Annotated in this window: 21 protein-coding genes; 12 read left to right on the top strand and 9 right to left on the bottom strand. The window is 72.1% G+C overall.

Going from position 1 to position 21660, the window contains the following annotated elements; translation table 11 throughout:
* Positions 1-70 precede the first annotated feature (70 nt).
* The 5 genes from ABZ193_RS15830 to ABZ193_RS15810 are packed head-to-tail and all read left to right on the top strand — an operon-like array spanning position 71 to position 6469.
* Entirely contained in the window at positions 71-976 is a 906-nt protein-coding gene (locus ABZ193_RS15830; protein WP_354710350.1) for an ABC transporter ATP-binding protein, read from the top strand.
* Positions 973-1818, top strand: a complete 846-nt coding sequence (locus ABZ193_RS15825) for an ABC transporter permease (RefSeq protein ID WP_354710330.1) — start codon at positions 973-975, stop codon at positions 1816-1818. Before ABZ193_RS15830 ends, ABZ193_RS15825 begins: the two co-directional genes overlap by 4 nt.
* A complete protein-coding gene (locus ABZ193_RS15820; RefSeq protein WP_020421902.1) occupies positions 1815-2054 on the top strand; it encodes a helix-turn-helix transcriptional regulator in 240 nt (79 codons plus the stop codon). Before ABZ193_RS15825 ends, ABZ193_RS15820 begins: the two co-directional genes overlap by 4 nt.
* Before the next feature lie 51 nt (positions 2055-2105).
* Entirely contained in the window at positions 2106-5687 is a 3582-nt protein-coding gene (locus tag ABZ193_RS15815) for a cobaltochelatase subunit CobN (protein WP_354710328.1), read from the top strand.
* Positions 5684-6469, top strand: a complete 786-nt coding sequence (locus ABZ193_RS15810; protein WP_354710327.1) for a 5-oxoprolinase subunit PxpA — start codon at positions 5684-5686, stop codon at positions 6467-6469. The genes ABZ193_RS15815 and ABZ193_RS15810 overlap by 4 nt, the downstream gene beginning before the upstream one ends.
* Here ABZ193_RS15810 and ABZ193_RS15805 read toward each other — a convergent pair.
* Both ABZ193_RS15805 and ABZ193_RS15800 read right to left on the bottom strand, forming a co-directional pair.
* Complete coding sequence (locus ABZ193_RS15805; protein WP_354710325.1) at positions 6435-7670, bottom strand: cytochrome P450; 1236 nt, start codon at positions 7668-7670, stop codon at positions 6435-6437. The genes ABZ193_RS15810 and ABZ193_RS15805 overlap by 35 nt on opposite strands.
* Positions 7670-8416: an alpha/beta hydrolase gene (locus ABZ193_RS15800; protein ID WP_020421906.1), complete on the bottom strand. Its 747-nt coding sequence runs from the start codon at positions 8414-8416 to the stop codon at positions 7670-7672. The genes ABZ193_RS15805 and ABZ193_RS15800 overlap by 1 nt, the downstream gene beginning before the upstream one ends.
* 86 nt (positions 8417-8502) lie before the next feature.
* Here ABZ193_RS15800 and ABZ193_RS15795 point away from each other — a divergent pair, with 86 nt between their 5' ends.
* Positions 8503-8913: a hydrolase gene (locus tag ABZ193_RS15795; RefSeq protein WP_354710324.1), complete on the top strand. Its 411-nt coding sequence runs from the start codon at positions 8503-8505 to the stop codon at positions 8911-8913.
* A 125-nt stretch (positions 8914-9038) separates the two neighbouring features.
* Here the strand turns inward: ABZ193_RS15795 and ABZ193_RS15790 are convergent, their stop codons facing one another.
* The 4 genes from ABZ193_RS15790 to ABZ193_RS15775 are packed head-to-tail and all read right to left on the bottom strand — an operon-like array spanning position 9039 to position 11496.
* Positions 9039-9263, bottom strand: coding sequence for a hypothetical protein (locus tag ABZ193_RS15790; protein ID WP_354710323.1), 225 nt, complete (start codon positions 9261-9263; stop codon positions 9039-9041).
* The gene (locus ABZ193_RS15785; protein ID WP_026153429.1) at positions 9263-9487 is read right to left on the bottom strand and encodes a non-oxidative hydroxyarylic acid decarboxylases subunit D; all 225 of its coding nucleotides are present in this window, start codon (positions 9485-9487) and stop codon (positions 9263-9265) included. Before ABZ193_RS15785 ends, ABZ193_RS15790 begins: the two co-directional genes overlap by 1 nt.
* Positions 9488-9497: 10 nt before the next feature.
* Positions 9498-10919 carry a non-oxidative hydroxyarylic acid decarboxylases subunit C gene (locus ABZ193_RS15780; protein ID WP_354710322.1) on the bottom strand — a complete coding sequence of 474 codons (1422 nt, stop codon included), beginning with the start codon at positions 10917-10919 and terminating at the stop codon, positions 9498-9500.
* 10 nt (positions 10920-10929) lie between these two features.
* Positions 10930-11496 (bottom strand): non-oxidative hydroxyarylic acid decarboxylases subunit B, encoded by a 567-nt coding sequence (locus tag ABZ193_RS15775; RefSeq protein ID WP_020421911.1) that lies wholly within the window; start codon positions 11494-11496, stop codon positions 10930-10932.
* Positions 11497-11552: 56 nt separating this feature from the next.
* Between ABZ193_RS15775 and ABZ193_RS15770 the strand changes: the two genes are divergently transcribed.
* Positions 11553-11966: a MarR family transcriptional regulator gene (locus ABZ193_RS15770; RefSeq protein ID WP_237336042.1), complete on the top strand. Its 414-nt coding sequence runs from the start codon at positions 11553-11555 to the stop codon at positions 11964-11966.
* Between the two features lie 18 nt (positions 11967-11984).
* Here ABZ193_RS15770 and ABZ193_RS15765 read toward each other — a convergent pair whose 3' ends face one another.
* On the bottom strand, positions 11985-12938 hold the full coding sequence (locus tag ABZ193_RS15765; RefSeq protein WP_237336043.1) for a hypothetical protein: 954 nt from the start codon (positions 12936-12938) through the stop codon (positions 11985-11987).
* Between the two features lie 45 nt (positions 12939-12983).
* Positions 12984-13232 carry a hypothetical protein gene (locus tag ABZ193_RS15760; RefSeq protein ID WP_020421914.1) on the bottom strand — a complete coding sequence of 83 codons (249 nt, stop codon included), beginning with the start codon at positions 13230-13232 and terminating at the stop codon, positions 12984-12986.
* 156 nt (positions 13233-13388) lie between these two features.
* Here ABZ193_RS15760 and ABZ193_RS15755 point away from each other — a divergent pair, with 156 nt between their 5' ends.
* From ABZ193_RS15755 to ABZ193_RS15740, 4 genes are all read left to right on the top strand, one after another.
* The gene (locus ABZ193_RS15755; RefSeq protein WP_354710321.1) at positions 13389-15740 is read left to right on the top strand and encodes a Tex family protein; all 2352 of its coding nucleotides are present in this window, start codon (positions 13389-13391) and stop codon (positions 15738-15740) included.
* Between the two features lie 28 nt (positions 15741-15768).
* Positions 15769-16212, top strand: a complete 444-nt coding sequence (locus ABZ193_RS15750) for a DUF6401 family natural product biosynthesis protein (protein WP_354710319.1) — start codon at positions 15769-15771, stop codon at positions 16210-16212.
* Between the two features lie 86 nt (positions 16213-16298).
* Entirely contained in the window at positions 16299-19133 is a 2835-nt protein-coding gene (locus tag ABZ193_RS15745; RefSeq protein WP_354710318.1) for a BTAD domain-containing putative transcriptional regulator, read from the top strand.
* Positions 19130-19744, top strand: coding sequence for an NAD(P)H-binding protein (locus tag ABZ193_RS15740; RefSeq protein ID WP_354710317.1), 615 nt, complete (start codon positions 19130-19132; stop codon positions 19742-19744). Before ABZ193_RS15745 ends, ABZ193_RS15740 begins: the two co-directional genes overlap by 4 nt.
* Here the strand turns inward: ABZ193_RS15740 and ABZ193_RS15735 are convergent.
* Entirely contained in the window at positions 19738-20199 is a 462-nt protein-coding gene (locus tag ABZ193_RS15735; RefSeq protein WP_020421918.1) for an Lrp/AsnC family transcriptional regulator, read from the bottom strand. The genes ABZ193_RS15740 and ABZ193_RS15735 overlap by 7 nt on opposite strands.
* A 79-nt stretch (positions 20200-20278) precedes the next feature.
* On the opposite strand from ABZ193_RS15735, the gene ABZ193_RS15730 reads away from it, so the two are divergent.
* Positions 20279-21286, top strand: a complete 1008-nt coding sequence (locus ABZ193_RS15730; RefSeq protein WP_354710316.1) for a Glu/Leu/Phe/Val dehydrogenase dimerization domain-containing protein — start codon at positions 20279-20281, stop codon at positions 21284-21286.
* The last annotated feature ends 374 nt before the right edge of the window (positions 21287-21660 follow it).

The raw sequence follows: 21660 nt of genomic DNA, 5'->3' as shown, positions 1-21660 counted from the left end.
GATCATATGTAGTAGGTCTGCTACATTCCATCGCACAGGCGTAGCACTGGGGAGAACACCTATGACAGCGATGAGCCAGGTCGCGACGAGACCGCCGGAGCCGCCGGGCGACGAGCCCGCGCTCGACGTGCGCGACCTCCGCATGCGTTACGGCGCCAACGACGTGCTCAAGGGCGTGACCTTCCAGGCCGCGCCGGGCGAGGTGCTGGCGCTGCTCGGCCCGAACGGCGCGGGCAAGACGACCACCATCGAGATCCTCGAAGGCTTCCGGATGCGGTCGGCGGGCGAGGTGCGGGTGCTCGGCGTCGACCCGGCCAGGGGGAACGAGGCCTGGCGCGCGCGGCTGGGCATCGTGTTGCAGTCGTGGCGGGACCACGGCAAGTGGCGGGTGCGCGAGCTGCTGGCCCACCTCGGCTCGTACTACGTCGACCACCGGCAGCCGTGGGACGTCGACGACCTGATCGACACGGTCGGCCTCACCCCGCACGCGCACAAGCGGGTCGGCAGGCTCTCCGGCGGGCAGCGGCGGCGGCTGGACGTCGCGATCGGCATCGTCGGCCGCCCCGACCTGCTGTTCCTGGACGAGCCGACCGCCGGCTTCGACCCGGAGGCGCGCCGCGAGTTCCACGACCTGGTGCACCGGCTGGCCGACGAGTCGGACACCACGATCCTGCTCACCACGCACGACCTGGACGAGGCCGAGAAGCTCGCCGACCGGATCCTGATCCTGGCAGGCGGCACGATCATCGCGAACGGGTCGGCCGAGCAGCTCGGCCGCGAGATGTCCACCGACGCCGAGGTCCGCTGGACCCGCGGCGGGCAGCGGTACGTGCACTCGACCACGGACGCGACGAAGTACGTGCGTGAGCTGTTCGCCCAGTACGACGAGGAGATCGAGGACCTGGAGGTGCGCCGGGCGAGCCTGGAGGACACCTACATGGCGCTGCTGCGCAAGTTCGAAGGAGGCCCCCGGTGAACGCCACGGCACTGCGCGCGGGGTTCCAGCGCGGCCTGATCGAGCTGCGGCAGAGCTTCACCACCGTCCAGGACCTGTGGGGCTACTTCTTCCCGACCGTGGTGTTCCTGGTGGTGATGACCCTGATGAAGGGCTCGGTCATCCCGGGCACCTCGTTCTCCCGCGGCTCGATGACGCTGCCCAGCCTGATCGGCGCGAGCGTCGGGTTCAGCGGGCTGATCAACACGATGCAGCAGCTCACGGTCGAACGCGAGGACGGCACCCTGCTGCGCGCGAAGGCCCTGCCCAACGGCATGAGCGGCTACCTGATCGGCAAGATCGTGATGGTCTCCGGCATGACGATCGTCGGCATCGCACTGCTGATCGTGCCCGGCCTGTTCATGTTCGACGGCCTGGAGATCGACGCCATGACCTGGGTGACACTGGCCTGGGTGCTGGTGCTCGGCCTGGTCGCGACGCTGCCGATCGGGGCGGTGTTCGGGTCGCTGTTCGAGAACCCGCGCACGATGGGCGTGATCATGTTGCCGGTGATGGCGCTGGTCGGCACGTCGGGCATCTTCTACCCGATCGGCGAGCTGCCCACCTGGGTCCAGGGCATCGCGCAGGTGTTCCCGCTGTACTGGCTCGGCCTCGGCATGCGCTCGGCGTTCCTGCCGGACAGCATGGTGGCCGTGGAGATCGGGCAGTCGTGGCGGACCTGGGAGACGCTCGGCGTGCTCGGCGCGTGGGCGGTCGCCGGCCTGGTGCTGGCGCCGATCGTGCTGCGTAGGATGGCGCGGCGCGAGTCCGGGTCGACCGTGGCCGCACGGCGGGAGAAGGCACTACAGCGGATGCCGGGATGAGTGAGTCGATCTACAACCGCATCGCGATGCTGCGGGCCGAGCGCGGCATCTCGCGGCGGCAGCTGGCCGAGGCGGTCGGGGTGCACTACCAGACGATCGGGTACCTCGAACGCGGCGAATACAGCCCGAGCCTGTACCTCGCGCTGCGCATCGCCGAGTACTTCGAGGTGCCCGTCGAGGTGATCTTCTCCACGCAACCCTTCCCCCGCCTCGGCCGCGAGGAACGGACGGCTTGACTCCGGGCCTGCTCAACGGACAGTGTTGAGGAGACCTAGGAGGGAACCCGCGTGATCCTGCTGCTGTCCACTTCGGACACCGACCTGCTCAGCGCCCGGACCAGCGAGGCCGGTTACACGCTGGCCAACCCGGCCCGGCTCGACCTGGCCGAGCTCCCCGGCCTGCTGGCGGACGCCGACGTCGTCGTGGTCCGCATCCTGGGATCGGCGCGGACCTGGCAGGAGGGCCTGGACACGGTCCGGGCGAGTGGGAAGCACGTGGTGGTCCTGGGCGGTGAGCAGACGCCGGACGCCGAGCTGATGGCGTTGTCCACCGTGCCCGCCGGCATCGCCACCGAGGCGCACGCCTACCTCGCGCAGGGCGGGCCGGACAACCTCACCCAGCTGCACCGGTTCCTCTCCGACACGCTGCTGCTCACCGGTGACGGCTTCGAGCCGCCCGCCGAGCAGCCGGCGTGGGGTGTGCTGGAGCGCACACCGAGCCGTACCGACGGCCCGGTGGTGGCGATCCTCTACTACCGCGCCCACCACCTGTCCGGGAACACCCGGTTCGTCGAGGCGCTGGCCGAGGCGGTCGAGGACGCGGGCGGGCAGGCCCTGCCGATCTACTGCGCGTCGCTGCGCTCCCGTGAGCCGGAGATGATGGCCGAGCTGCGCAAGGCCGACGCGCTGCTGGTCACGGTGCTCGCCGCGGGCGGCACCCGGCCGTCCGAGGTGGGCGCCGGTGGCGACGACGAGGCGTGGGACGTCGCCGAGCTGGCCGCGCTGGACGTGCCGACCTTGCAGGCGCTCTGCCTGACCAGCGACCGCGCGACCTGGGAGGACAACGACGACGGCCTGTCCCCGCTGGACGCGGGCAACCAGATGGCGGTGCCGGAGTTCGACGGCCGCCTGATCACCGTGCCGTTCTCGTTCAAGGAGATCGACGACGACGGCCTGCCGCACTACGTGCCGGACCCGGAACGCGCCGCGCGGGTCGCGGGCATCGCGCTCGCGCACGCCCGGCTGCGCCACACCCCGCCGTCGGAGCGCCGGATCGTGCTGATGCTGTCGGCGTACCCGACGAAGCACTCGCGGGTCGGCAACGCGGTGGGCCTGGACACCCCGGCCTCGGCGATCGAGCTGCTGCGCCGCATGCGCGCGCAGGGCTACGACCTCGGCGACGAGCCCTTCCCCGGCGTGGAGCCGACCGGCACCGACCAGCCGGACGGCGACGCGCTCATCCACGCGCTGATCGCCGCGGGCGGTCAGGACCCGGAGTGGCTGACCGAGGAGCAGCTGTCCGGCAACCCGATCCGCGTGCCGGCCGCGCGCTACCGCGAGTGGTTCGCCGCGCTGCCGGAGGACCTGCGCGCCGAGATCGAGGAGCACTGGGGCCCGCCGCCCGGCGACCTGTACGTGGACCGCTCGTCCAATCCGGACGGTGACATCGTGCTGGCCTCGCTGCGGGCCGGGAACGTCGTGCTGATGATCCAGCCGCCACGCGGGTTCGGCGAGAACCCGGTGGCGATCTACCACAACCCGGACCTGCCGCCGAGCCACCACTACCTCGCCTGCTACCGGTGGATCGAGGAGGAGTTCGGCGCGCACGCGGTGGTCCACCTGGGCAAGCACGGGTCGCTGGAGTGGCTGCCGGGCAAGAACGCCGGGCTGTCCGCGGCGTGCGGCCCGGACGCGGTGCTGGGGAACCTGCCGCTGATCTACCCGTTCCTGATCAACGACCCGGGCGAGGGCGCGCAGGCGAAGCGGCGTGCGCACGCCACGATCGTCGACCACCTGATCCCGCCGATGGCGCGCGCGGAGAGCTACGGCGACCTGGCCCGGCTGGAGCAGCTGCTCGACGAGCACGCGAACATCGCGGCGATGGACCCGGCGAAACTGCCCGCGATCCGGCAGCAGATCTGGACGCTGATCCAGGCCGCCAAGCTGGACCACGACCTCGGCGTGGCGGAGCGGCCGCACGACGCCGAGTTCGACGACTTCCTGCTGCACATCGACGGCTGGCTGTGCGAGGTCAAGGACGCGCAGATCCGCGACGGGCTGCACATCCTCGGCGCGGCGCCGGCCGGTGAGGCGCGGGTGAACCTGGTGCTGGCGATGCTGCGGGCGCAGCAGATGTGGGGCGGCCAGGCGGGTGCGGTGCCCGGCCTGCGGTCCGTGCTGGGGCTCACCGACGGCGCGCCGACGTCCGAAGTGGACGCGATCGAGGCGTCGGCCCGTGCGCTGGTCGAGGCGATGGAGAAGCGGGACTGGGCGCCGTCGGCGGTCGCGGAGGTGGCTTCCGATCCGGAGGTCGCGCGGGTGCTGACGTTCGCGGCCACCGAGATCGTGCCACGGCTGGCCGGGACGTCGGCCGAGATCGAGGCGGTGCTGCACGCACTGGACGGCGGGTACATCGCCGCCGGGCCGAGCGGTTCGCCGCTGCGCGGGCTGGTCAACGTGCTGCCGACCGGCCGCAACTTCTACACCGTGGACCCGAAGGCGATCCCGAGCCGCCTGGCGTGGGAGACCGGGCAGGCGCTGGCGGAGTCGCTGCTGCGCCGCTACCGCGAGGACACCGGCGACTGGCCGAAGTCGGTCGGTCTGTCGGTGTGGGGCACGTCGGCGATGCGGACCTCGGGTGACGACGCGGCGGAAGTGCTGGCGCTGCTGGGTGTGCAGCCGGTGTGGGACGACGCGTCCCGCCGGGTGACCGGGCTGGAGCCGATCCCGCTCGCCGAGCTCGGCCGCCCGCGCATCGACGTGACCGTGCGGATCAGCGGGTTCTTCCGGGACGCGTTCCCGCACGTGGTGGCCCTGCTGGACGACGCGGTGCGGCTGGCGGCGTCGCTGGACGAACCCGCGTCGGACAACTTCGTGCGCGCGCACGTGCAGGCCGATTTGGAGTCGCACGGTGATGAGCGCCGGGCCACGACGCGGATCTTCGGCTCCAAGCCGGGCGCGTACGGCGCGGGGATCCTGCCGCTGCTGGACTCGGGCAACTGGCGGGACGACGCCGACCTGGCCGAGGTGTACGCGACCTGGGGCGGCTACGCCTACGGGCGGGGCCTGGACGGCGTCGAGGCGCGGCCGGACATGGAGAGCGCGTACCGGCGCATCGAGGTGGCGGCGAAGAACACCGACACGCGTGAGCACGACATCGCCGACTCGGACGACTACTTCCAGTACCACGGCGGCATGATCGCGTTCACACGCGCGCTGACCGGCAAGGCTCCCGCGTCGTACGTGGGCGATTCGACGAGCCCGGACGCGGTGCGAACGCGGTCGCTGTCGGAGGAGACGGCCCGCGTGTTCCGCGCCAGGGTGGTCAACCCGCGCTGGATCGCGGCGATGCGCAAGCACGGCTACAAGGGCGCGTTCGAGCTCGCGGCCACGGTGGACTACCTGTTCGGCTTCGACGCCACCGCCGGGGTCGTGCAGGACTGGATGTACGAAAAGCTGTCCCAGTCGTACGTCCTCGACCAGCAGAACCAGGAGTTCCTCGCGAAGGCCAACCCGTGGGCGCTGCGCGGCATCATCGAGCGGCTCACCGAGGCCGCCGACCGCGGCCTGTGGGCGGAGCCGGACCCGGAGCTGCTGGGGCAGTTGCGCGAGGTGTACCTGCGGACCGAAGGTGAGCTGGAGGGCGAGTGACCGGGGTGGACCTGAACGCGGATCTCGGTGAGGGGTTCGGGATCTGGCACCTCACCGAAGACGACGCGCTGCTGGAGATCGTGTCCAGCGCGAACGTGGCGTGTGGTTTCCACGCGGGGGACCCGAGCGTGCTGCGGCGCGTGACGGCTTCCGCGGCCGCGCGGGGCGTGACTGTCGGGGCGCAGGTGGCGTACCGGGATCTGGCCGGCTTCGGGCGGCGGTTCATGGACGTGCCGCCGGACGAGCTGGCGAACGACGTGCTGTACCAGATCGGCGCTCTCGACGCGTTCGCGAAGGCGGCAGGCACGCGGGTGGCGTACGTGAAGCCGCACGGTGCGCTGTACAACGCGATCGTGCACCACGCGGAGCAGGCCGCGGCGGTGGTCGAGGCGGTGCGGATGTTCGACCCGTCGCTGCCGGTGCTGGGGTTGCCGGGTTCGGAGTGGTTGCGGCAGGCGGAAAAGGCGGGCCTGCGCCCGGTGCGCGAGGCGTTCGCCGACCGGGCCTACACGCCGTCCGGAACGCTGGTCTCGCGCCGCGAGCCGGGCGCGGTGATCCACGACGCCGACGAGGTGGTCCGGCGATGCGTGCGGATGGCGACCGAGGGTGTGATCACGGCGATCGACGGTTCCGAGGTGAAGGTGGAGCCCGAGTCGATCTGTCTGCACGGGGACACCCCCGGGGCGGTCGAGATCGGCCGTCAGGTACGCGCGGCCCTGCTGAACGCCGGAGTCGAAGTGCGGTCGTTCACCAGCGCAGCGGCAGGTGCGTCACCCCGTTGATGAAGTTCGACGTCAGCCGCCGCACCTCACCATCCAGGCGCACCTCCGGCAGCATCGTCAGGAACTCCCGGAAGAACACCCGCATCTGCAACCGCCCGAAGTGCGCGCCCAGGCACAGGTGTGGCCCCTGCCCGAACGCGAGGTGGTCGTTCGGCGTGCGCGAGACATCGAACCGATAGGGATCCGGGAACTGCCGCTCGTCGTAGTGCGCCGACGCGAAGTACACGACGACCTTGTCCCCGGCGGCGATCCGCTGCCCGCCCAGCTCCGTGTCGACAGCGGCGGTGCGGCGGAACGTCAGCACCGGCGGGTGCCACCGCAGCATCTCCTCCACCGCGGACGGCAGCAGCGACGGATCGGCCCGCAACCGCCGGTACTCGCCCGGGTTCTGCAGCAGCGCCAGCACCCCGCCGGGCAACGCGCTGCGCACCGTGTCGTTCCCGGCGATCACCATGAGGAAGAAGAACATCCGCAACTCGGCGTCGTCCAGCGACCGGCCGTCCACAGTGGCCTGGACCAGCGCCGTCATCAGGTCGTCCGCGGGGTCCCGCCGCTTGGCCTCGGCCAGCTCCTGCGCGTAGCCGAACATGTCGGCCAGCAGCGCGGGCGAGCGCGGGTTGAGCGGTTTGCCGTCCGGGCCGCGCACGACCTCGGCGTGCTCCGGGTCCTGGTAGCCGATGACACGGTTGGTCCACTTCAGCAGCAACCCGCGGTCCCGCGGCGGCACCCCGATCAGGTCGGCCAGGTTCAGCAGCGGGAAGTCGTCGGTCACCTCGACCGGCAGATCGCACCGGCCGCGCGGCACCACCGCCCCGATCAACGCGCGGGCCCGCTCGGCGATCTGCTCCGCCGAGCGTTCCAGCCGCCGCCGCGTGAACACCGCGGCCACGATGCGCCGCAACCGGTTGTGCTCCGGCGGGTCCATGTTGAGGATCATGCGCCGGATGAACGTGAGGTCGTCCGGCTCGGGGTCGCGGATCTGCGTCGCCCCGAGCCAGGACGAGAACACCTCCGGCGTGCGCAGCACGTGCTTCACGTCGGCGTACCGCGTCACCGCCCAGTAGCCGGGCCCGGACGGCCAGTCCAGCACCTCGTGTTCCTCTTGCCACGCGACCGGTTCGGTGTCGCGCAGGCGGCGCAGCTCGTCGTGCGGCACGCCGCGGGCGAACACCCTCGGGTCGAAGACGTCCACATCGGACATCAGTGCTCGTCCAGGAACACTTCGATCATGTTGGCCACCGTCACCGGCACCTCGTCGGCCGCGTAGTGCCCGGCGTCGGGCAGCACCTCCAGCTCCAGCTTCGGGTACCACTGCCCGAACGTCGCCAGCATGACCTCTTCGCTCAGCGCCGGGTCGTGCTCGCCGACGACCACCTTGATCGGCACCTCGTTGCCCGCGATCCGCTCCGAGAAGTCGGTCTTCGCCCACGCCTCCAGGTAGGCGCCGAACGCGGCCTTGTCAGAGTTCTCCAGCGAGTGCAGGACCATGCCGTCGAGCCACGAGTCGGGGTGGCGGCCGCCGGTGGTGAAGTCGATGATCGCGCGGCGGCTCGACGGGTCCTCGGCCGCGCTGCTGAACAGGCCCCAGGTGTCGGCGTCCATCGGCACCCCGCTCGCGGGCACCGGGGAGATCCCGAACAGCGACCGGACGCGCTCGGGCGCCTCGGCGAGGATGTACTGCATGACGCTGCCGCCCATCGAGTGCCCGACCAGGGAGAACCGGTCGATGCCCAGTTCGTCGGCGAGCAGCAGCACGTCCCCGGCCGCCTCCGCGATGGTGTGCGTGCCCGCCTCGTCCTTGCGCGTGCCGTAGCCGCGGTAGTCGGGGAAGTAGTAGCTGAACCGCTCGGCGTCGAGGTGCGGGGTGAGCTCCTCCCACGCCTTCGACGACCCGAACCAGCCGTGCAGCACGAGAACGACGTGCTCGCCGGTGCCGACCCGCTCCATCTGCGCCCTCCAAGTCCTCGCTGACCCGTGCAGTTGGGAGCTTGGCACAGTCGCGGCGGGTTGGCACGGACCAGCAGAATGATCTCGTGAACTCCCTGCTCACCCGGCTGCCCGAGTGGCTGACGACGGTCCCCTACGACGGCTCCCGGATCCCCGGCGCGCCCGGCGACCCGGCGGCGGGCGCGAACTGCCAGGTCTACGCCTACGCGGTGCTCCGCCACTTCGGGCTCGCCGCGCCGGACCTGCGGTCACGGGAACTGTGGCACGACACGGCCTCGACCAGCCCGGTGACCGAGCCGGCGCCGCTGGACCTGGCGCTGTTCAACCGGACCGCGGACCCGTTCGGCGCACACCTGGGCGTCTGGACGGACGACGACCGCGTCCTGCACCTCTGCGCGGAGATCGGCACGCCGGCGGTGTGGACGCTGACGCAGTTCGCGGCCCGCGAGCGCTACCGCACGCTGATCGGCTTCAAACGCTGCCACCTCGCCGGCTAGCGGGACTCGCCGACCCACCGCTGCCGGCTCCGGCAGCCCTCGATGCGGAGCCTCGCCGGGGTAGCGGTTAGGCGTTTCGCCTCGTCCGCCATCCCTCCAGCGCAACGGGGGTCGCCGATCGCGGACTACACCGACCGGTGGAACGTGAACGGCCACTGCGCCACCGGCCGCGCCACCAGGTCCGCCGGCGGCTCCGGCAGCCGCGCCTTGCCACGCGCGATCACCACCACCCGGTCCCGCCCGCCGAGGTAGACGTCGGCCGGCCCGGGCACGTTCTCGACGACCCAGCGCGCCAGCGCGTCTCGCCCACCGGGCACCGCGCGCACCTCCCACATCAGCGTGTCCGCCATCAGCGCACCCGCAGCGGCGGCACGGCGGGCACCTCGGGCGCGTTGTCGATGTCCGCCTGGGTCATCCGGAACTCCTCCGGGTAGTGCTCCCGGCTCGTGCGCCGCGGCGGCTCCGTCGTCCGCCACGTGTAGAGGCACCGCCGGCACTGCAGCACCTCCCACACCCCGGCGACCGGCGAGTCGGCCAGCTTCTCCACGACCTCGAACTCACAACGTGGGCACATCGGATTCTCCTTACCGCGCCAGCATTCCCTGCAACTTGGTCAGCCAGGCGGCGGCCTCGGGCAGGTCGCGCACCGGCTGGCTGTAGTGACCGCGGTCGTCGGGCGCCACCGGGGTGGTCGCGTCGATGATCATCTTGTTCGTGATGCCGGCGGGCTGCGAACCGGGGTCCAGCTCCAGCACCGGCAGGTTCGGGATGTTCACCAGGTCGCCCGCCGGGTTGACCTTTGTGGACAGCGCCCACATCACCTGCGGCAGGTTGAACGGGTCGACGTCCTCGTCGACCATGATCACCGTCTTGACGTACCCGAGCCCGTGCGGCGTGGTCATCGCCCGCATCCCGACGGCCTTCGCGAACCCGCCGTAGCGCTTCTTCGTCGAGATGATCGCCAGCAGCCCGTGCGTGTACATGGCGTTGACCGCCTGCACCTCCGGGAAGGCCTCCTTGAGCTGCTGGTAGATCGGCACGCAGGTGTTCGCCGCCATCAGGAAGTCGATCTCGGTCCACGGCATGCCGAGGTACAGCGACTCGAACACCGGGTTCGTCCGGTGGTGGATGCGGTCGATTCGCACCACCGTCATGTTCCGGCCGCCCGAGTAGTGGCCGGTGAACTCGCCGAACGGCCCCTCGATCTCGCGCTTGCGGCCCTCGATGACGCCTTCCAGGACCACCTCCGAGCCCCACGGCACGTCGAGCCCGGTCAGCGGCGCGGTCGCGATCGGGGCAGGCGCGCCGCGCAGGGCGCCGGCCATCTCGTACTCGCTCTGGTCGTAGGCCATCGGGGTGGCCGCGACGATCGAGATCACCGGCTCGTTGCCCAGCGCGATCGCGACCAGCAGGTCCTCGCCGTTCTCCTCGGCCTTGGCCAGGTGCAGCGCGATGTCGTGCATCGGCACCGGCTGGAGTCCCAGCTTGGCGCGGCCCTTGACCTGCATCCGGTACACCCCGACGTTCTGCTTGCCGAAGTGGTCCGGATCGGCCGGATCGCGGGAGACGACCGCGGCCTTGTCCAGGTAGAACCCGCCGTCGCCGTCGTTGAGCCGGAACAGCGGCAGCACCCGGAACAGGTCGACGTCGTCACCTTCCAGCACGTTCTCCGCCCACGGCGGGTTCGCGCGCCGCTCCGGCGGCACCGGGAAGTCCTCCCAGCGCCGGATGAACTCGGCGACCTGGTCCTTGATCCCGGTCTGCGGCGGCAGCCCCATCGCGAGCGCGTGGTTGGCCCAGGAGCCGTGCACGTTGAGCGCGATCCGGGCGTCGGTGAAGCCGGTGACGTTGTCGAAGTACAGCGCGGGCGCCTTGTCGCCGAGGCGCGGGGCGGCGTTGGCGGCGGCGCCGAGGTCGGGTTCGGGCGCGACCTCCTCGGTGATCCGCAGCAGCTGCCCGTGTTCGTCCAATGTGTCCAGGAACGAGCGGAAGTCGTCGTAGGGCACGGGTTTCCTCCTATCGGTGCAGGCCGGACCAGCGGCGGGCGCGGGGCGCGGGCAGGTCGAACTGGTCCAGCACGCGGGCGACGACGTGGTCAACGATGTCGTCCACGGAGTCCGGGTGGTTGTAGAAGGCGGGCATCGGCGGCACGACGCGCACGCCCATCCGCGCCAGCGCGAGCAGGTTCTCCAGGTGGATCTCGCTCAGCGGCGTCTCGCGCGGCACCAGGACGAGCTGGCGGCGTTCCTTGAGCACGACGTCGGCCGCGCGGCCGACCAGCCCGTCGGCGTACCCGGCGCGGATCCCGGCGACGGTCTTCATGCTGCACGGGACGACGACCATGCCGTCGGTGCGGAACGAGCCGGACGAGATCGGCGCGGCCTGGTCCCCCGCGCCGTGCACGACGTCGGCGAGCTTGCCGACTTCCCGTGCGCTGTAAGGGGTTTCCAGCTCGATGGTGGTGCGCGCCCAGCGGGAGAGCACCAGGTGCGTCTCGACGTCGGGCAGGTCGCGGAGCGCTTCGAGCAGCCGGACGCCGAAGGGTGCGCCCGTCGCCCCGGTCATGCCGACGATCAGCCGCATCGCGCCTCCCTATTAGTTCGTATACGAACCTTTCGTACGCACACTAACATGCCTTCATGACCGTTGTCGACGAAGCCGTGTTCCACGTCATGCGTCGCGCCCTGCAGGAACACGGCGCGCGCTGGCAGGCGGAGCTGCCCGCGCTGACGAAGCCGCAGTACGCGGTCCTGAAGGCGATCGCCGAGGGCGACGACGTGGACCAGGCGAGCGCGGGCCAGCAGGCGGCGATCGACAAGGCGACGCTGGCGAACCTGATGCTGCGACTGGAACAGCGCGGCCTGATCACGCGCACGATCGGCACCGATCGGCGCCGCCGCATCCTGCGACTGACCAGCGCGGGCGAAGCCGCCCTGCGCGAGGCCGACCCGGTCGCGCGCGAGGTGGACGAGTCGATGCTGAGCCGGCTGAGCGCCGCGGAGCGGGCCGAACTGCACCGGCTCCTGCTGAAGCTCAGCCCGCCGCCGGCGTGACCGTCGCCCGCCTCGTCGTCAGCGCGCCGCTGCCCCGTCCGACGCCGGCGAGGCCACCGCCGAAGCACCCGCCACGAGGAGGACCACTCCGCACACCGCGCCGGCCAGCGACACGGCGGCGAACAGCGCGCTCACGGCACCGTTGTTGCTCAGCGCGATGTGCGTCGGCCCGGAGGTGACCGCCACCCCGGTGCCTGCCCAGGCCACCGCGACCCGCGGCAGCACGCGGCCCGAACCCCGGCGCCGCACCAGGCTCAGCACCGCGACGGCGCCCCCGGCGACCAGCAGGCCTTGCGCGAGCAGGAAGGACTTCTGCCCGGCCGTGTCGAACCCGGCCGGCCCGCCCCAGCGCGCCCCGGACACCGACCACGCGAGCAGCATCGCCGCGTAACCGAGAACGACCACCGCAGCCGGTGTCACGAGCGGGCCGGGCCGCCGCGGGGCCAGCTCCGGCACCCGGATCCGGAACACCACCGGCCACCGGTCCCGCGCGTAGCCGACGAACGCGGCCAGCAACCCGACGGCCTGCGCCACGAACCCGCCGTACACCACGGCGTAGACCCAGCCCTGCAGCCCGTTGTCCGCCGGCGCCGGGGAACCACCCAGCACCACCTGCGCGACCAGCCCCACCGGCAGGCCGAGCGCGATCGGCGCGAGCAGTCCCGTCGCCGCCCAGACCGGTCCCAGCGCCAGCACCCGCGGCAGCCGCCTGCCCCACGGGAAGGTCAGCGCGAGCACGAGCGCGATGGCCGCCAGCTCCATCAGCCCGGTGATCACGTCCCCCACCAGGTGCCGCGCGTCCAGCAGTTCCGCGGCTCCGGCGGCGGTGGCGGCACCGGCGCTGCTCCCGGACAGCCACATCACCTTCAGCGCGAGGTACGGCACGCAGGCCGCGATCGTCGCGCAACAGATCCCCAGCCGGACCGGCCCCGGCCCGCTCCGCCGCACGTCGACGGCCCCCATCGTCACCATGACCGGGAACGTATCGGCGCGGAACTGAGATCGCGCTGAGGCCGCTCAGGGGCACTCCTCCTCCGCGTCGTTCTGCCACAGCATCGCCGCGTGCAGGGCCGCGATCAGCCGTTCGTCGTCGGCCACGCTCGGCTCGCTGCCCAGCGGGATCCAGCGCTGGCACACCTCGCGGCCGTCCTCGTACCCGGTCAGCAGCATCCCCGGGTACGACAACGTCACCGGCTCGCCGTCCGGCCCGTCCACGTCGACCCGCCGGAGGTGCATCGCCACCCGCACCTGCCGCTTCCCGCCCATCCGCACCTGCCCACCTCGACCCCGGTATCCCGAGGTCGCGGCCGGGACCGCGTTGGTTACCGCGCCGATCCTCCCGATTCGGCAACGGCGGGCACCCCTTCCGTGCCGCGCCCGGTCGGCGCAGGCAGAATTGGCCCCCGCAACCGCGAGCAGGGAGTGATCAGCATCGTGACAGTGGCCGTGCAGTCGATCGAGCAGAAGATCGCCGAGGAGCTCGGCGTCCGCGAAGGGCAGGTCAAGGCCGCCGTGGACCTGCTCGACGGCGGGGCGACCGTGCCGTTCATCGCGCGGTACCGCAAGGAGGTGACCGGCGCGCTGGACGACGCCCAGCTGCGCACGCTGGAGGACCGGCTGCGTTACCTGCGGGAGCTCGACGAGCGCCGGGCCGCGATCCTCGAATCGATCGACAGCCAGGGCAAGCTCACCGAGGAGCTGGCCGAGGCGATTCGCGCCGCGGACACCAAGGCCCGGCTGGAGGACATCTACCTCCCCTACAAGCCGAAGCGGCGCACGAAGGCGCAGATCGCCCGCGAGGCCGGCCTGGAGCCGCTGGCCGACGGCCTGTTGAACGACCCGAACACCGACCCGCAGGCCGCCGCGGCTGTGTTCGTCGACCCCGAGAAGGGCGTCGCGGACGCGCAGGCCGCGCTGGACGGGGCTCGCGCGATCCTGGTCGAGCGCTTCGGCGAGGACGCCGACCTGATCGGCGAGCTGCGCGAGAAGATGTGGTCGGAGGGCTACTTCTCGTCGAAGGTCCGCCAGGGCAAGGAGACCGAGGGCGCGAAGTTCGCCGACTACTTCGACTTCGCCGAGCCGTTCACGAAGATGCCCTCGCACCGGGTGCTGGCGATGCTGCGCGGCGAGAAGGAGGAGGTCCTCGACCTCACCGTCGAGCCGGAAGAACCCAGCGACGAGCCGAAGGTGGGCCCGTCGGAGTACGAGCGCCGCATCGCGCAGCGCTTCGGCATCACCAACGAGGGCCGCCCGGCCGACAAGTGGCTGCAGGACACCGTGCGGTGGGCTTGGCGCACCAAGATCCTCCTGCACCTCGGCATCGACCTGCGGATGCGGCTGCGCCAGAAGGCCGAGGAGGACGCGGTGAACGTGTTCGCCGCGAACCTGCGCGACCTGCTGCTGGCCGCGCCCGCCGGCACCCGCGCCACGATGGGCCTCGACCCGGGTTTCCGCACCGGCGTGAAGGTCGCCGTCGTGGACGCGACCGGCAAGGTCGTCAACACCCACACGATCTACCCGCACCAGCCGCAGAACCGCTGGGACCAGTCGATCGACGAGCTGGCCAAGCTCTGCGCCGCCCACTCGGTGGACCTGATCGCGATCGGCAACGGCACCGCGTCCCGGGAGACCGACAAGCTCGCCATCGAGCTGATCAAGCGGCACCCCGAGCTGAAGCTGACCAAGGCCGTCGTCTCGGAGGCGGGCGCGTCGGTCTACTCGGCGTCCGCGTTCGCCTCGCAGGAGCTTCCCGAGCTGGACGTCTCGCTGCGCGGCGCGGTGTCGATCGCGCGGCGCCTGCAGGACCCGCTGGCCGAGCTGGTGAAAATCGACCCCAAGTCGATCGGCGTCGGGCAGTACCAGCACGACGTGTCCGAGGTGGCGCTCTCCCGCTCCCTGGACGCGGTGGTCGAGGACTGCGTGAACGCGGTCGGCGTGGACGTCAACACCGCGTCGACTCCGCTGCTGACCAGGGTCTCCGGCATCACCGCCGGCCTGGCCGAGAACATCGTCAACCACCGCGACACGCACGGCCCGTTCCGGTCGCGCTCGGCGCTGAAGGACGTCGCGCGGCTGGGCCCGAAGGCGTTCGAGCAGTGCGCCGGCTTCCTGCGGATCCGCGGCGGCGACGACCCGCTGGACTCCTCCAGCGTGCACCCCGAGGCCTACCCGGTCGTGCGGCGGATCCTGTCGAAGACCGGCATCGAGCTGCGGGAGCTGATCGGCAACGAGCGGGTGCTGCGCAAGCTGCGCCCGGAGGACTTCGTCGACGAGACCTTCGGCCTGCCGACCGTCACCGACATCCTCGCCGAGCTGGAGAAACCCGGCCGCGACCCGCGCCCGGCGTTCAAGACCGCGACGTTCGCCGAGGGTGTGGAGAAGATCGGCGACCTCAAGCCGGGCATGCGGCTGGAGGGCGTGGTGACGAACGTGGCCGCGTTCGGGGCGTTCGTCGACATCGGGGTGCACCAGGACGGCCTGGTGCACGTGTCGGCGATGTCGAAGAACTTCGTCAAGGACCCGCGTGAGGTAGTCAAGCCGGGTGACATCGTCAAGGTGAAGGTGCTCGAGGTGGACATCCCGCGCAAGCGGATCTCGCTGACCCTGCGCCTGGACGACGAGGTCGGCGGCGGCCGCGGCAAACCCGCTGGTGGCGGCGGCGGTGAGCGCCGTGGCGGGCAGCCGCGCAAGGGCGGTCAGCCGAAGCGGCGCGAGCCCGCCGGCGGTGGCGGTGCGCTGGCCGACGCACTGCGGAAGGCCGGCTACGGTCGCTAAAACGCCGTTCAGGGTTCATCATCGAGGGGTGCAGTGGGCCGACTCCCTGGCAGATCGATCCGCGCGGCGTTGGCTGCGCGGGATCGCCGGGCGGCTCGACTCCGGCTGGCAGGCGCTGGCCGGAGACCCCTCGGTGTGGCGGGCGTTCGGCAGGCACCTGGCCGCTGTCGACGACGCGGTGCGGTGCGAGCAGGACATGGTCCCGCGCCAGGAGCCGGTGAGCAGGCTCGTCCTGCTGACCGGTCACGCGCACGACGTGTGGACCGAGGCGGCGGAGGTGGACTGGCAACCGCCCGCGGATCCCGGCGACTGGACCGACCGGGAGTGGACGGGGCTGCGCCTGCTCGCCTGCCTCCGCCTCGCGGCCGACGAGCCGCGTGGCCCGAAGCTGCCCGCGGCCGCGGAATTCGCCCGGAGCCGTCCTGCCGGAACCGGTGAACAAGTGAACAATCGGCGCGAATACTTCCGCTGAAATTAGGGAAAAAGCCGCCGAACGGCACTGGTGAATCGTTGACGGGCTTGCCTAGTATCGGATTTCCTTTTTTCCGGTCGGGGGCGATGCCGTTGGTGTTCTTCCGCATCCTGGGACCGCTCGAAGCGGAGGCCGGGGGCCGTCGCGTGCCGCTCGGCGGCCCGAAACCGCGCCTGCTGCTGGCCGCCCTGCTGCTCCAGCCCGGCGTCGTGGTGTCCGCAGACGCGCTGACGGACGTGCTGTGGCCGGGGCGCGCGCCGCGGTCCGCCGCCGCGAACCTGCGCACCTATGTGCACGGCCTGCGCCGCGTGCTCGGGGACCGCATCGAAAGCGGCCCGGGCGGGTACCAGCTGCACGCCGGGCCGGACGAGCTGGACGCGACGCTCGCCGAGCGGCTCGTGGCGCGGGCGCGTGCCGAAGAGGCGCCGGTGCTGCTCGACCGGGCGGCCGCGCTGTGGCGCGGCGAGGTGCTGGAAGACCTGCCGCACCACCACACCTGGTCGTCCGCCGTCGCGCGGCTGAGCGAGCTGCGGTTGTCGGTGCAGGAGGAACGGTTGCGGTTCCACGTGTCGGCCGGGCGGCACGCCGAGGCGATCGTGGAACTGCGTGGCCTGCTGGCCGAACAGCCGTTGCGGGAGGAGCTGTGGCGGCTGCTCGTCGTCGCGCTGGGCGCGAGCGGGCGGCAGGGTGAGGCGCTGGCCGCGTACGCCGAAGCCGAGCGCGTGCTGCGCGCGGAGCTGGATGCCGAGCCGGGCGTGCGGCTGCGGCAGGCGGTGGCCGAACTGGACGCGCCGGCGCCGGTGTGCCAGCTACCGCTGGACCTGCCCGACTTCACCGGCCGCGAGAGGGGGCTCGCGGAGCTGACCGGCTTGCTGGACGGCGAGCACCCCGCCGTCGTGGTGTTGTCCGGGCCGCCCGGCGCGGGGAAGTCGGCGCTGGCCGTGCACGCCGCCCACGCCGTGCGCGATCGCTACCCCGACGGCCAGCTGTACGTGGACCTGCGTGGCACGTCGGGCTCGCCGCGGCGGCCGCTGGACGTGCTGGCCGAACTGCTGCACGCGCTCGGCGTGCCGGACGCCGGGATCCCGCGCGGGCTCGACGAGCGGTCGGCATTGCTGCGGTCGCGGCTGGTGGGACGGCGGGTGTGCGTGGTGCTCGACGACGCGGGCAGCGCCGCGCAGGTGCGGCCGCTGCTGCCCGGCGCGGGCGCGGCCGCGGTGCTGGTGACCAGCCGGGGCAGGCTGCCCGACCTCACCGTCGCCCGGCACGTCGACGTCGGCGTGCTGACGGCCGCGGAGGCCACGGAGCTGCTGGGCCGGATCGCCGGGGCGGGCCGCGTGGCGGCAGAACCCGAGGCGGCGGCCGGGATCGTCGAGGCGTGCGGCCGGTTGCCACTGGCGATCCGCATCGCCGGAGCACGGCTTTCCCACCGTCGCGAATGGACACTCCGCGCGCTTGCCGCCCGGTTGGCCGACGAGCGCCGCCGCCTGGACGAGCTGCGGGTCGGCGACCTGGCGGTGCGGGCGAGCCTCGCGCTGAGCCACGACCAGCTGCCCGGCAGCTGCGCCCGGGCGTTCCGTGCGCTGGGCGGGCTCGGGCCGCTGCCGTTCCCCGGCTGGGTGGTCGGGGCGCTGCTCGGGCGGGAGCACGCGGACGACGTGCTGGACGTGTTGGTCGACGCGCACCTGGTCGAGCTGGTCGGCGATCAGCCCCGGTACCGGCTGCACGACCTGGTGCGCTGCTACGCGCGGGAACTCGGGGAGCCGGATCCGGACGGCGTCCGCCGCGTGGTCGAGGGGTACCTCTCGCTCGCCACTGAGGCGGCGGAGCGGATGCCGGTCCGCTTCTTCGGCGCCGCGCCGGAGCCGAGGTCGGCGGACTGGTGGCGCCCGGACCGGCTGGACGATCCGGTGGCGTGGTTCGCGGGCGAGCGACCGGCGCCGCTCGTCGAACTGGCGGTGGCCCACGGTCTCGACGCGCTCGCGTGGCGGCTGGCGGCGGCGTTCACCCCGTACTTCGACCTGCGCGGGCACCACGAGGACTGGCGCCGTACGCACGAACTGGCGCTGGGCGCCGCCGAGCGGGCGGGCGAGCCGCGCGGGCAGGCGCTGGTGCTGCGCAACCTCGGGCAGCTCGAGGTCTACCAGGACGACTACACCGCCGCGCGCGAGGCGTTCGAGCGGTCGCTGGCGTTGTTCCGGAGCATCGGCGACGACCAGGGCGCGGCCGTCGCGCTGGCCGGGTTGAGCACGATCCGGCGCGTCGCGGGCGAGCACGAGATGGCACTTTCGCACTGCCACGACGCGCTGGAGCTGTTCATCCGCAGTGGCGACCGGCATGGCGAGGCGGTGGTGCGGATCGCGATCGGCTCGGTGTGGCTGGCGCGGGGCTGCCACGCCACGGCCGAGCGCTGGTTCACCGACGCGCGTGAGGCGTGTGTCGAGATCGGTGACCGGCACCGCGAAGCGCACGCCCGGCACCGGATGGCGTTGCTGCACCAGCAACGCGGCAACCTCGGGCGGGCCCGCGAGGAGCTGGACCGGGCGATCGCGATCTTCGGCGAGCTGGGCGACGACCACTGCGTGGGCTACGCGCACCAGAGCCTCGGGGAGCTGTGCCTGCGCAGCGGCGACCTCGCGCACGCGAAGCTCCTGCTGGTGAACTCGCTGTCGGTGCACCGGCGCGACGGCGACCGGCGGTCCGAGGCCGAAGCGGGGCAGCTGCTCGGCGAGTTGCACGAACGGCTCGGACAGGTGCGCGAGGCCCACGGCCTGTTCCGGCGATCGCTGGAGATCTGGTCGGAGCTCGGCGCCGAAGAAGCGGCGGCCGCGCTGCGGGAACGGTTGAGTCACCACCCATTGACCATGATCGCGGGCGGGTCCATCCTGGTGCCCTCCGAGAGAGCCGGGAGGCAGCCATGAGCACCTTCGTCGTGGTCGGCGGCGCCGGGCGGACCGGCCGCCGCATCGGGGAACAGCTCGCGAGCGGCGGTCACCGGGTGGTGGTGGCGAGCCGGAGTTCGGAGCCCCCGCTGGACCTGACGGCGAAACCGGACCCGGCGCTCTTCGCCGGCGCCGAGGGGGTCGTGATCGTCGCGGAGCCGCCGAAGGAGCCGGACGCGGCGGAGGCCGCGATGCACGGCGGTGTCTCGGCGATCGCGGAAATCGCGGCACGCGAGGACATCCCGGTGGTGCTGGTGTCCCAGATCTACCTGACGCGGCCGGCGGAGCACCCGGAGATGAGCGCGCGCATCGAGGCCCGCGCCAGGGGCGAGCAGGCGCTGCGGGAGAGCGGCGCGCAGTACACGATCGTGCGGCCGAGCTGGCTGCACGACCTGCCCGCCGCCGGGGTGCGCGTCGAACAGGGCGACACCGGCGAGGGCCGGGTCTCGCGCGACGCGGTGGCCGACGCCGTCGTGGCCGCGTTGTTCGACCCGTCGGCGTCGGGCAAGACGTTCGAGCTGTACGACGACGAGGACTCGCCGCGGCCGGACTGGCCGTCGGTGTTCGCCGCGCTGCACCCCGATCAGTGACCGGGTAGCGGGTCCAGCACCTGCTTGCTGTGGTGCTGGTAGATGATCGACGTCCGGAACGTGACCATCTCCCTGCGGCTGGTGAACCGCTCGAGCAGGAACGCGTGCAGGTGGTCGATGTCCTGCGCGGTGACGTGCACGAGGAAGTCGTCGCTGCCCGCGATCGTGAAGACCGAGATGACCTCGGGCAGCTCGGCGAGCGAGCGTTCGAACGCGTCCACCACGTCCCGCGTCAGCGGCCGGATCTGCGCCGCGACGATCGCCTGCACGCCGCGGTTGAGGGCGCCGAGGTCGATGTCGGCGTGGTAGCCGCGGATCACGCCGCGCTTGCGCAGCAGGCGGATCCGTTCCAGACAGGTCGACGGCGCGATGCCGACCTTGCGCGCGATGTCCCGGTTCGACTGCCGCGCATCCTCCTGCAGAAGCCGCACGATCGCCGAATCAAGTTCATCCATGTTCGCAGCTCCGATGGTCGTGCCGAATATCGTTCGGCGGCGGCGCTTCGTGGTTGTGCATCAGCCTAGCTTTTCGCGCATGGAGCATGAAGAGGTGAAAGTCCGGCGCGGTCCCCGCTCGGGGCTGCCGGTCGTCGTCGCGATCCACTCCCGTGCGCTCGGCCCCGCGGCCGGCGGCATCCGGCTGCGCCGGTACCCGGACTGGCGGGACGGCCTGGCGGACGCGTTGCGCCTGTCCGAGGCGATGACCGACAAGAACGCGGCCGCCGGGCTGGATTTCGGCGGTGGGAAGACGGTGATCGCGCTCGGGCCGGGGACGGAGCTGACGCCGTCGCTGCGGGAGGCGGCGCTGCTCGACGTGGGCGAGCTGATCGAGTCGTTCGGGGGCACGTACTTCGGCGGCCCGGACGTCGGGACGGGCCCGGACGACATGGTGGTGGTGCGGCGCTCGACGTCGCGGGTGTTCTGCCTGCCGCCGGAGCACGGCGGGACGGGTTCGTCGAGCATCCCGACCGCGCTGGGGGTGTTCGCGGCGCTGCGGGCCGGGGCGCGACACGTGTTCGGCAGCGCCGAACTGACCGGCCGCACGGTGGTCGTCAGCGGGCTGGGTTCGGTGGGCGCGCTGGTGGCGCAGCACGTGGCAGCGGCGGGCGCGCGGGTGGTGGTGTCCGATGTGGACCCGGCGAAGCGCGCTTCCGGTTACGAGTGGGTGGACCCGGAGAAGGCGCTGCGCGCGCCCGCGGACATCGTGGTGCCGGCCGCGGTGGGTGGCGTGCTGTCCGCGGAGCTGGTGCCCGAGCTGTCCGCGCCGCTGATCGTCGGCCCGGCGAACAACCAGCTCACGTCCGAGACGGTCGCGGACGACCTGGCCGCGCGGGGAATCGTGTGGGTGCCGGACTTCATCGCCAGCGCGGGCGGCGCGGTGTACACGCTGCTGCGCGAGGTGGAAGGCCTGCCACACGAGGAAGCGACCGCCCGCGTGGAGGCGATCGGCACCACGGTGTCCGAGGTGCTGGACACCGCGCGGGACAAGGGAACGACCCCGCTGCGGGAAGCACGAGCCCGGGTAGCGGCCCGGCTGGCCTGACACGCACCCGGGTGACGACCCGGCTGGCCTGACACGCGCCCAGGTGGCGGGTCGGCTGGCCTGACACGCGCCCGGGTAGCGGGTCGGCTGGCCTGATGGCGGCGCCGATCGGTCACGTCTCGTGGCAGATCAGCGCCGCCCCACTCGTTGTCCGCCCCCGCCCATTCACCACAACGCCAACAGCCGCCCTACCCCCGACAAACCACCACCCACCCTGACCAACCGCCGGCCGCTCCCTACACCACAGCACCCGTGGCGACCCTGCCCCTGGAATCGCCGCCCACCTGCCCAACCACCGGCCATTCCCATCACTACAACACCCACCCCCGGAACCGCCGCCCACCTGCCAATCCCCAGCACCACAACAGCCGCAG

The organism is Amycolatopsis sp. NPDC006125, assembly GCF_040614195.1.
Classification (GTDB): Bacteria; Actinomycetota; Actinomycetes; order Mycobacteriales; family Pseudonocardiaceae; genus Amycolatopsis_E; species Amycolatopsis_E tucumanensis.
This window is presented reverse-complemented; position numbering and strand designations above follow the sequence as displayed.

What these genes read in the sequence shown, in the direction of transcription:
- ABZ193_RS15830 (WP_354710350.1), top strand. Translation starts at nt 71, where the DNA reads ATGAGCCAGGTCGCGACGAGACCGCCGGAGCCGCCGGGCGACGAGCCC.
- ABZ193_RS15820 (WP_020421902.1), top strand. Translation starts at nt 1,815, where the DNA reads ATGAGTGAGTCGATCTACAACCGCATCGCGATGCTGCGGGCCGAGCGC.
- ABZ193_RS15805 (WP_354710325.1), bottom strand. Translation starts at nt 7,670, where the DNA reads ATGTCCGATGTGGACGTCTTCGACCCGAGGGTGTTCGCCCGCGGCGTG.
- ABZ193_RS15800 (WP_020421906.1), bottom strand. Translation starts at nt 8,416, where the DNA reads ATGGAGCGGGTCGGCACCGGCGAGCACGTCGTTCTCGTGCTGCACGGC.
- ABZ193_RS15790 (WP_354710323.1), bottom strand. Translation starts at nt 9,263, where the DNA reads ATGGCGGACACGCTGATGTGGGAGGTGCGCGCGGTGCCCGGTGGGCGA.
- ABZ193_RS15785 (WP_026153429.1), bottom strand. Translation starts at nt 9,487, where the DNA reads ATGTGCCCACGTTGTGAGTTCGAGGTCGTGGAGAAGCTGGCCGACTCG.
- ABZ193_RS15775 (WP_020421911.1), bottom strand. Translation starts at nt 11,496, where the DNA reads ATGCGGCTGATCGTCGGCATGACCGGGGCGACGGGCGCACCCTTCGGC.
- ABZ193_RS15770 (WP_237336042.1), top strand. Translation starts at nt 11,553, where the DNA reads ATGACCGTTGTCGACGAAGCCGTGTTCCACGTCATGCGTCGCGCCCTG.
- ABZ193_RS15765 (WP_237336043.1), bottom strand. Translation starts at nt 12,938, where the DNA reads ATGGTGACGATGGGGGCCGTCGACGTGCGGCGGAGCGGGCCGGGGCCG.
- ABZ193_RS15760 (WP_020421914.1), bottom strand. Translation starts at nt 13,232, where the DNA reads ATGGGCGGGAAGCGGCAGGTGCGGGTGGCGATGCACCTCCGGCGGGTC.
- ABZ193_RS15745 (WP_354710318.1), top strand. Translation starts at nt 16,299, where the DNA reads ATGCCGTTGGTGTTCTTCCGCATCCTGGGACCGCTCGAAGCGGAGGCC.
- ABZ193_RS15740 (WP_354710317.1), top strand. Translation starts at nt 19,130, where the DNA reads ATGAGCACCTTCGTCGTGGTCGGCGGCGCCGGGCGGACCGGCCGCCGC.
- ABZ193_RS15735 (WP_020421918.1), bottom strand. Translation starts at nt 20,199, where the DNA reads ATGGATGAACTTGATTCGGCGATCGTGCGGCTTCTGCAGGAGGATGCG.
- ABZ193_RS15730 (WP_354710316.1), top strand. Translation starts at nt 20,279, where the DNA reads ATGGAGCATGAAGAGGTGAAAGTCCGGCGCGGTCCCCGCTCGGGGCTG.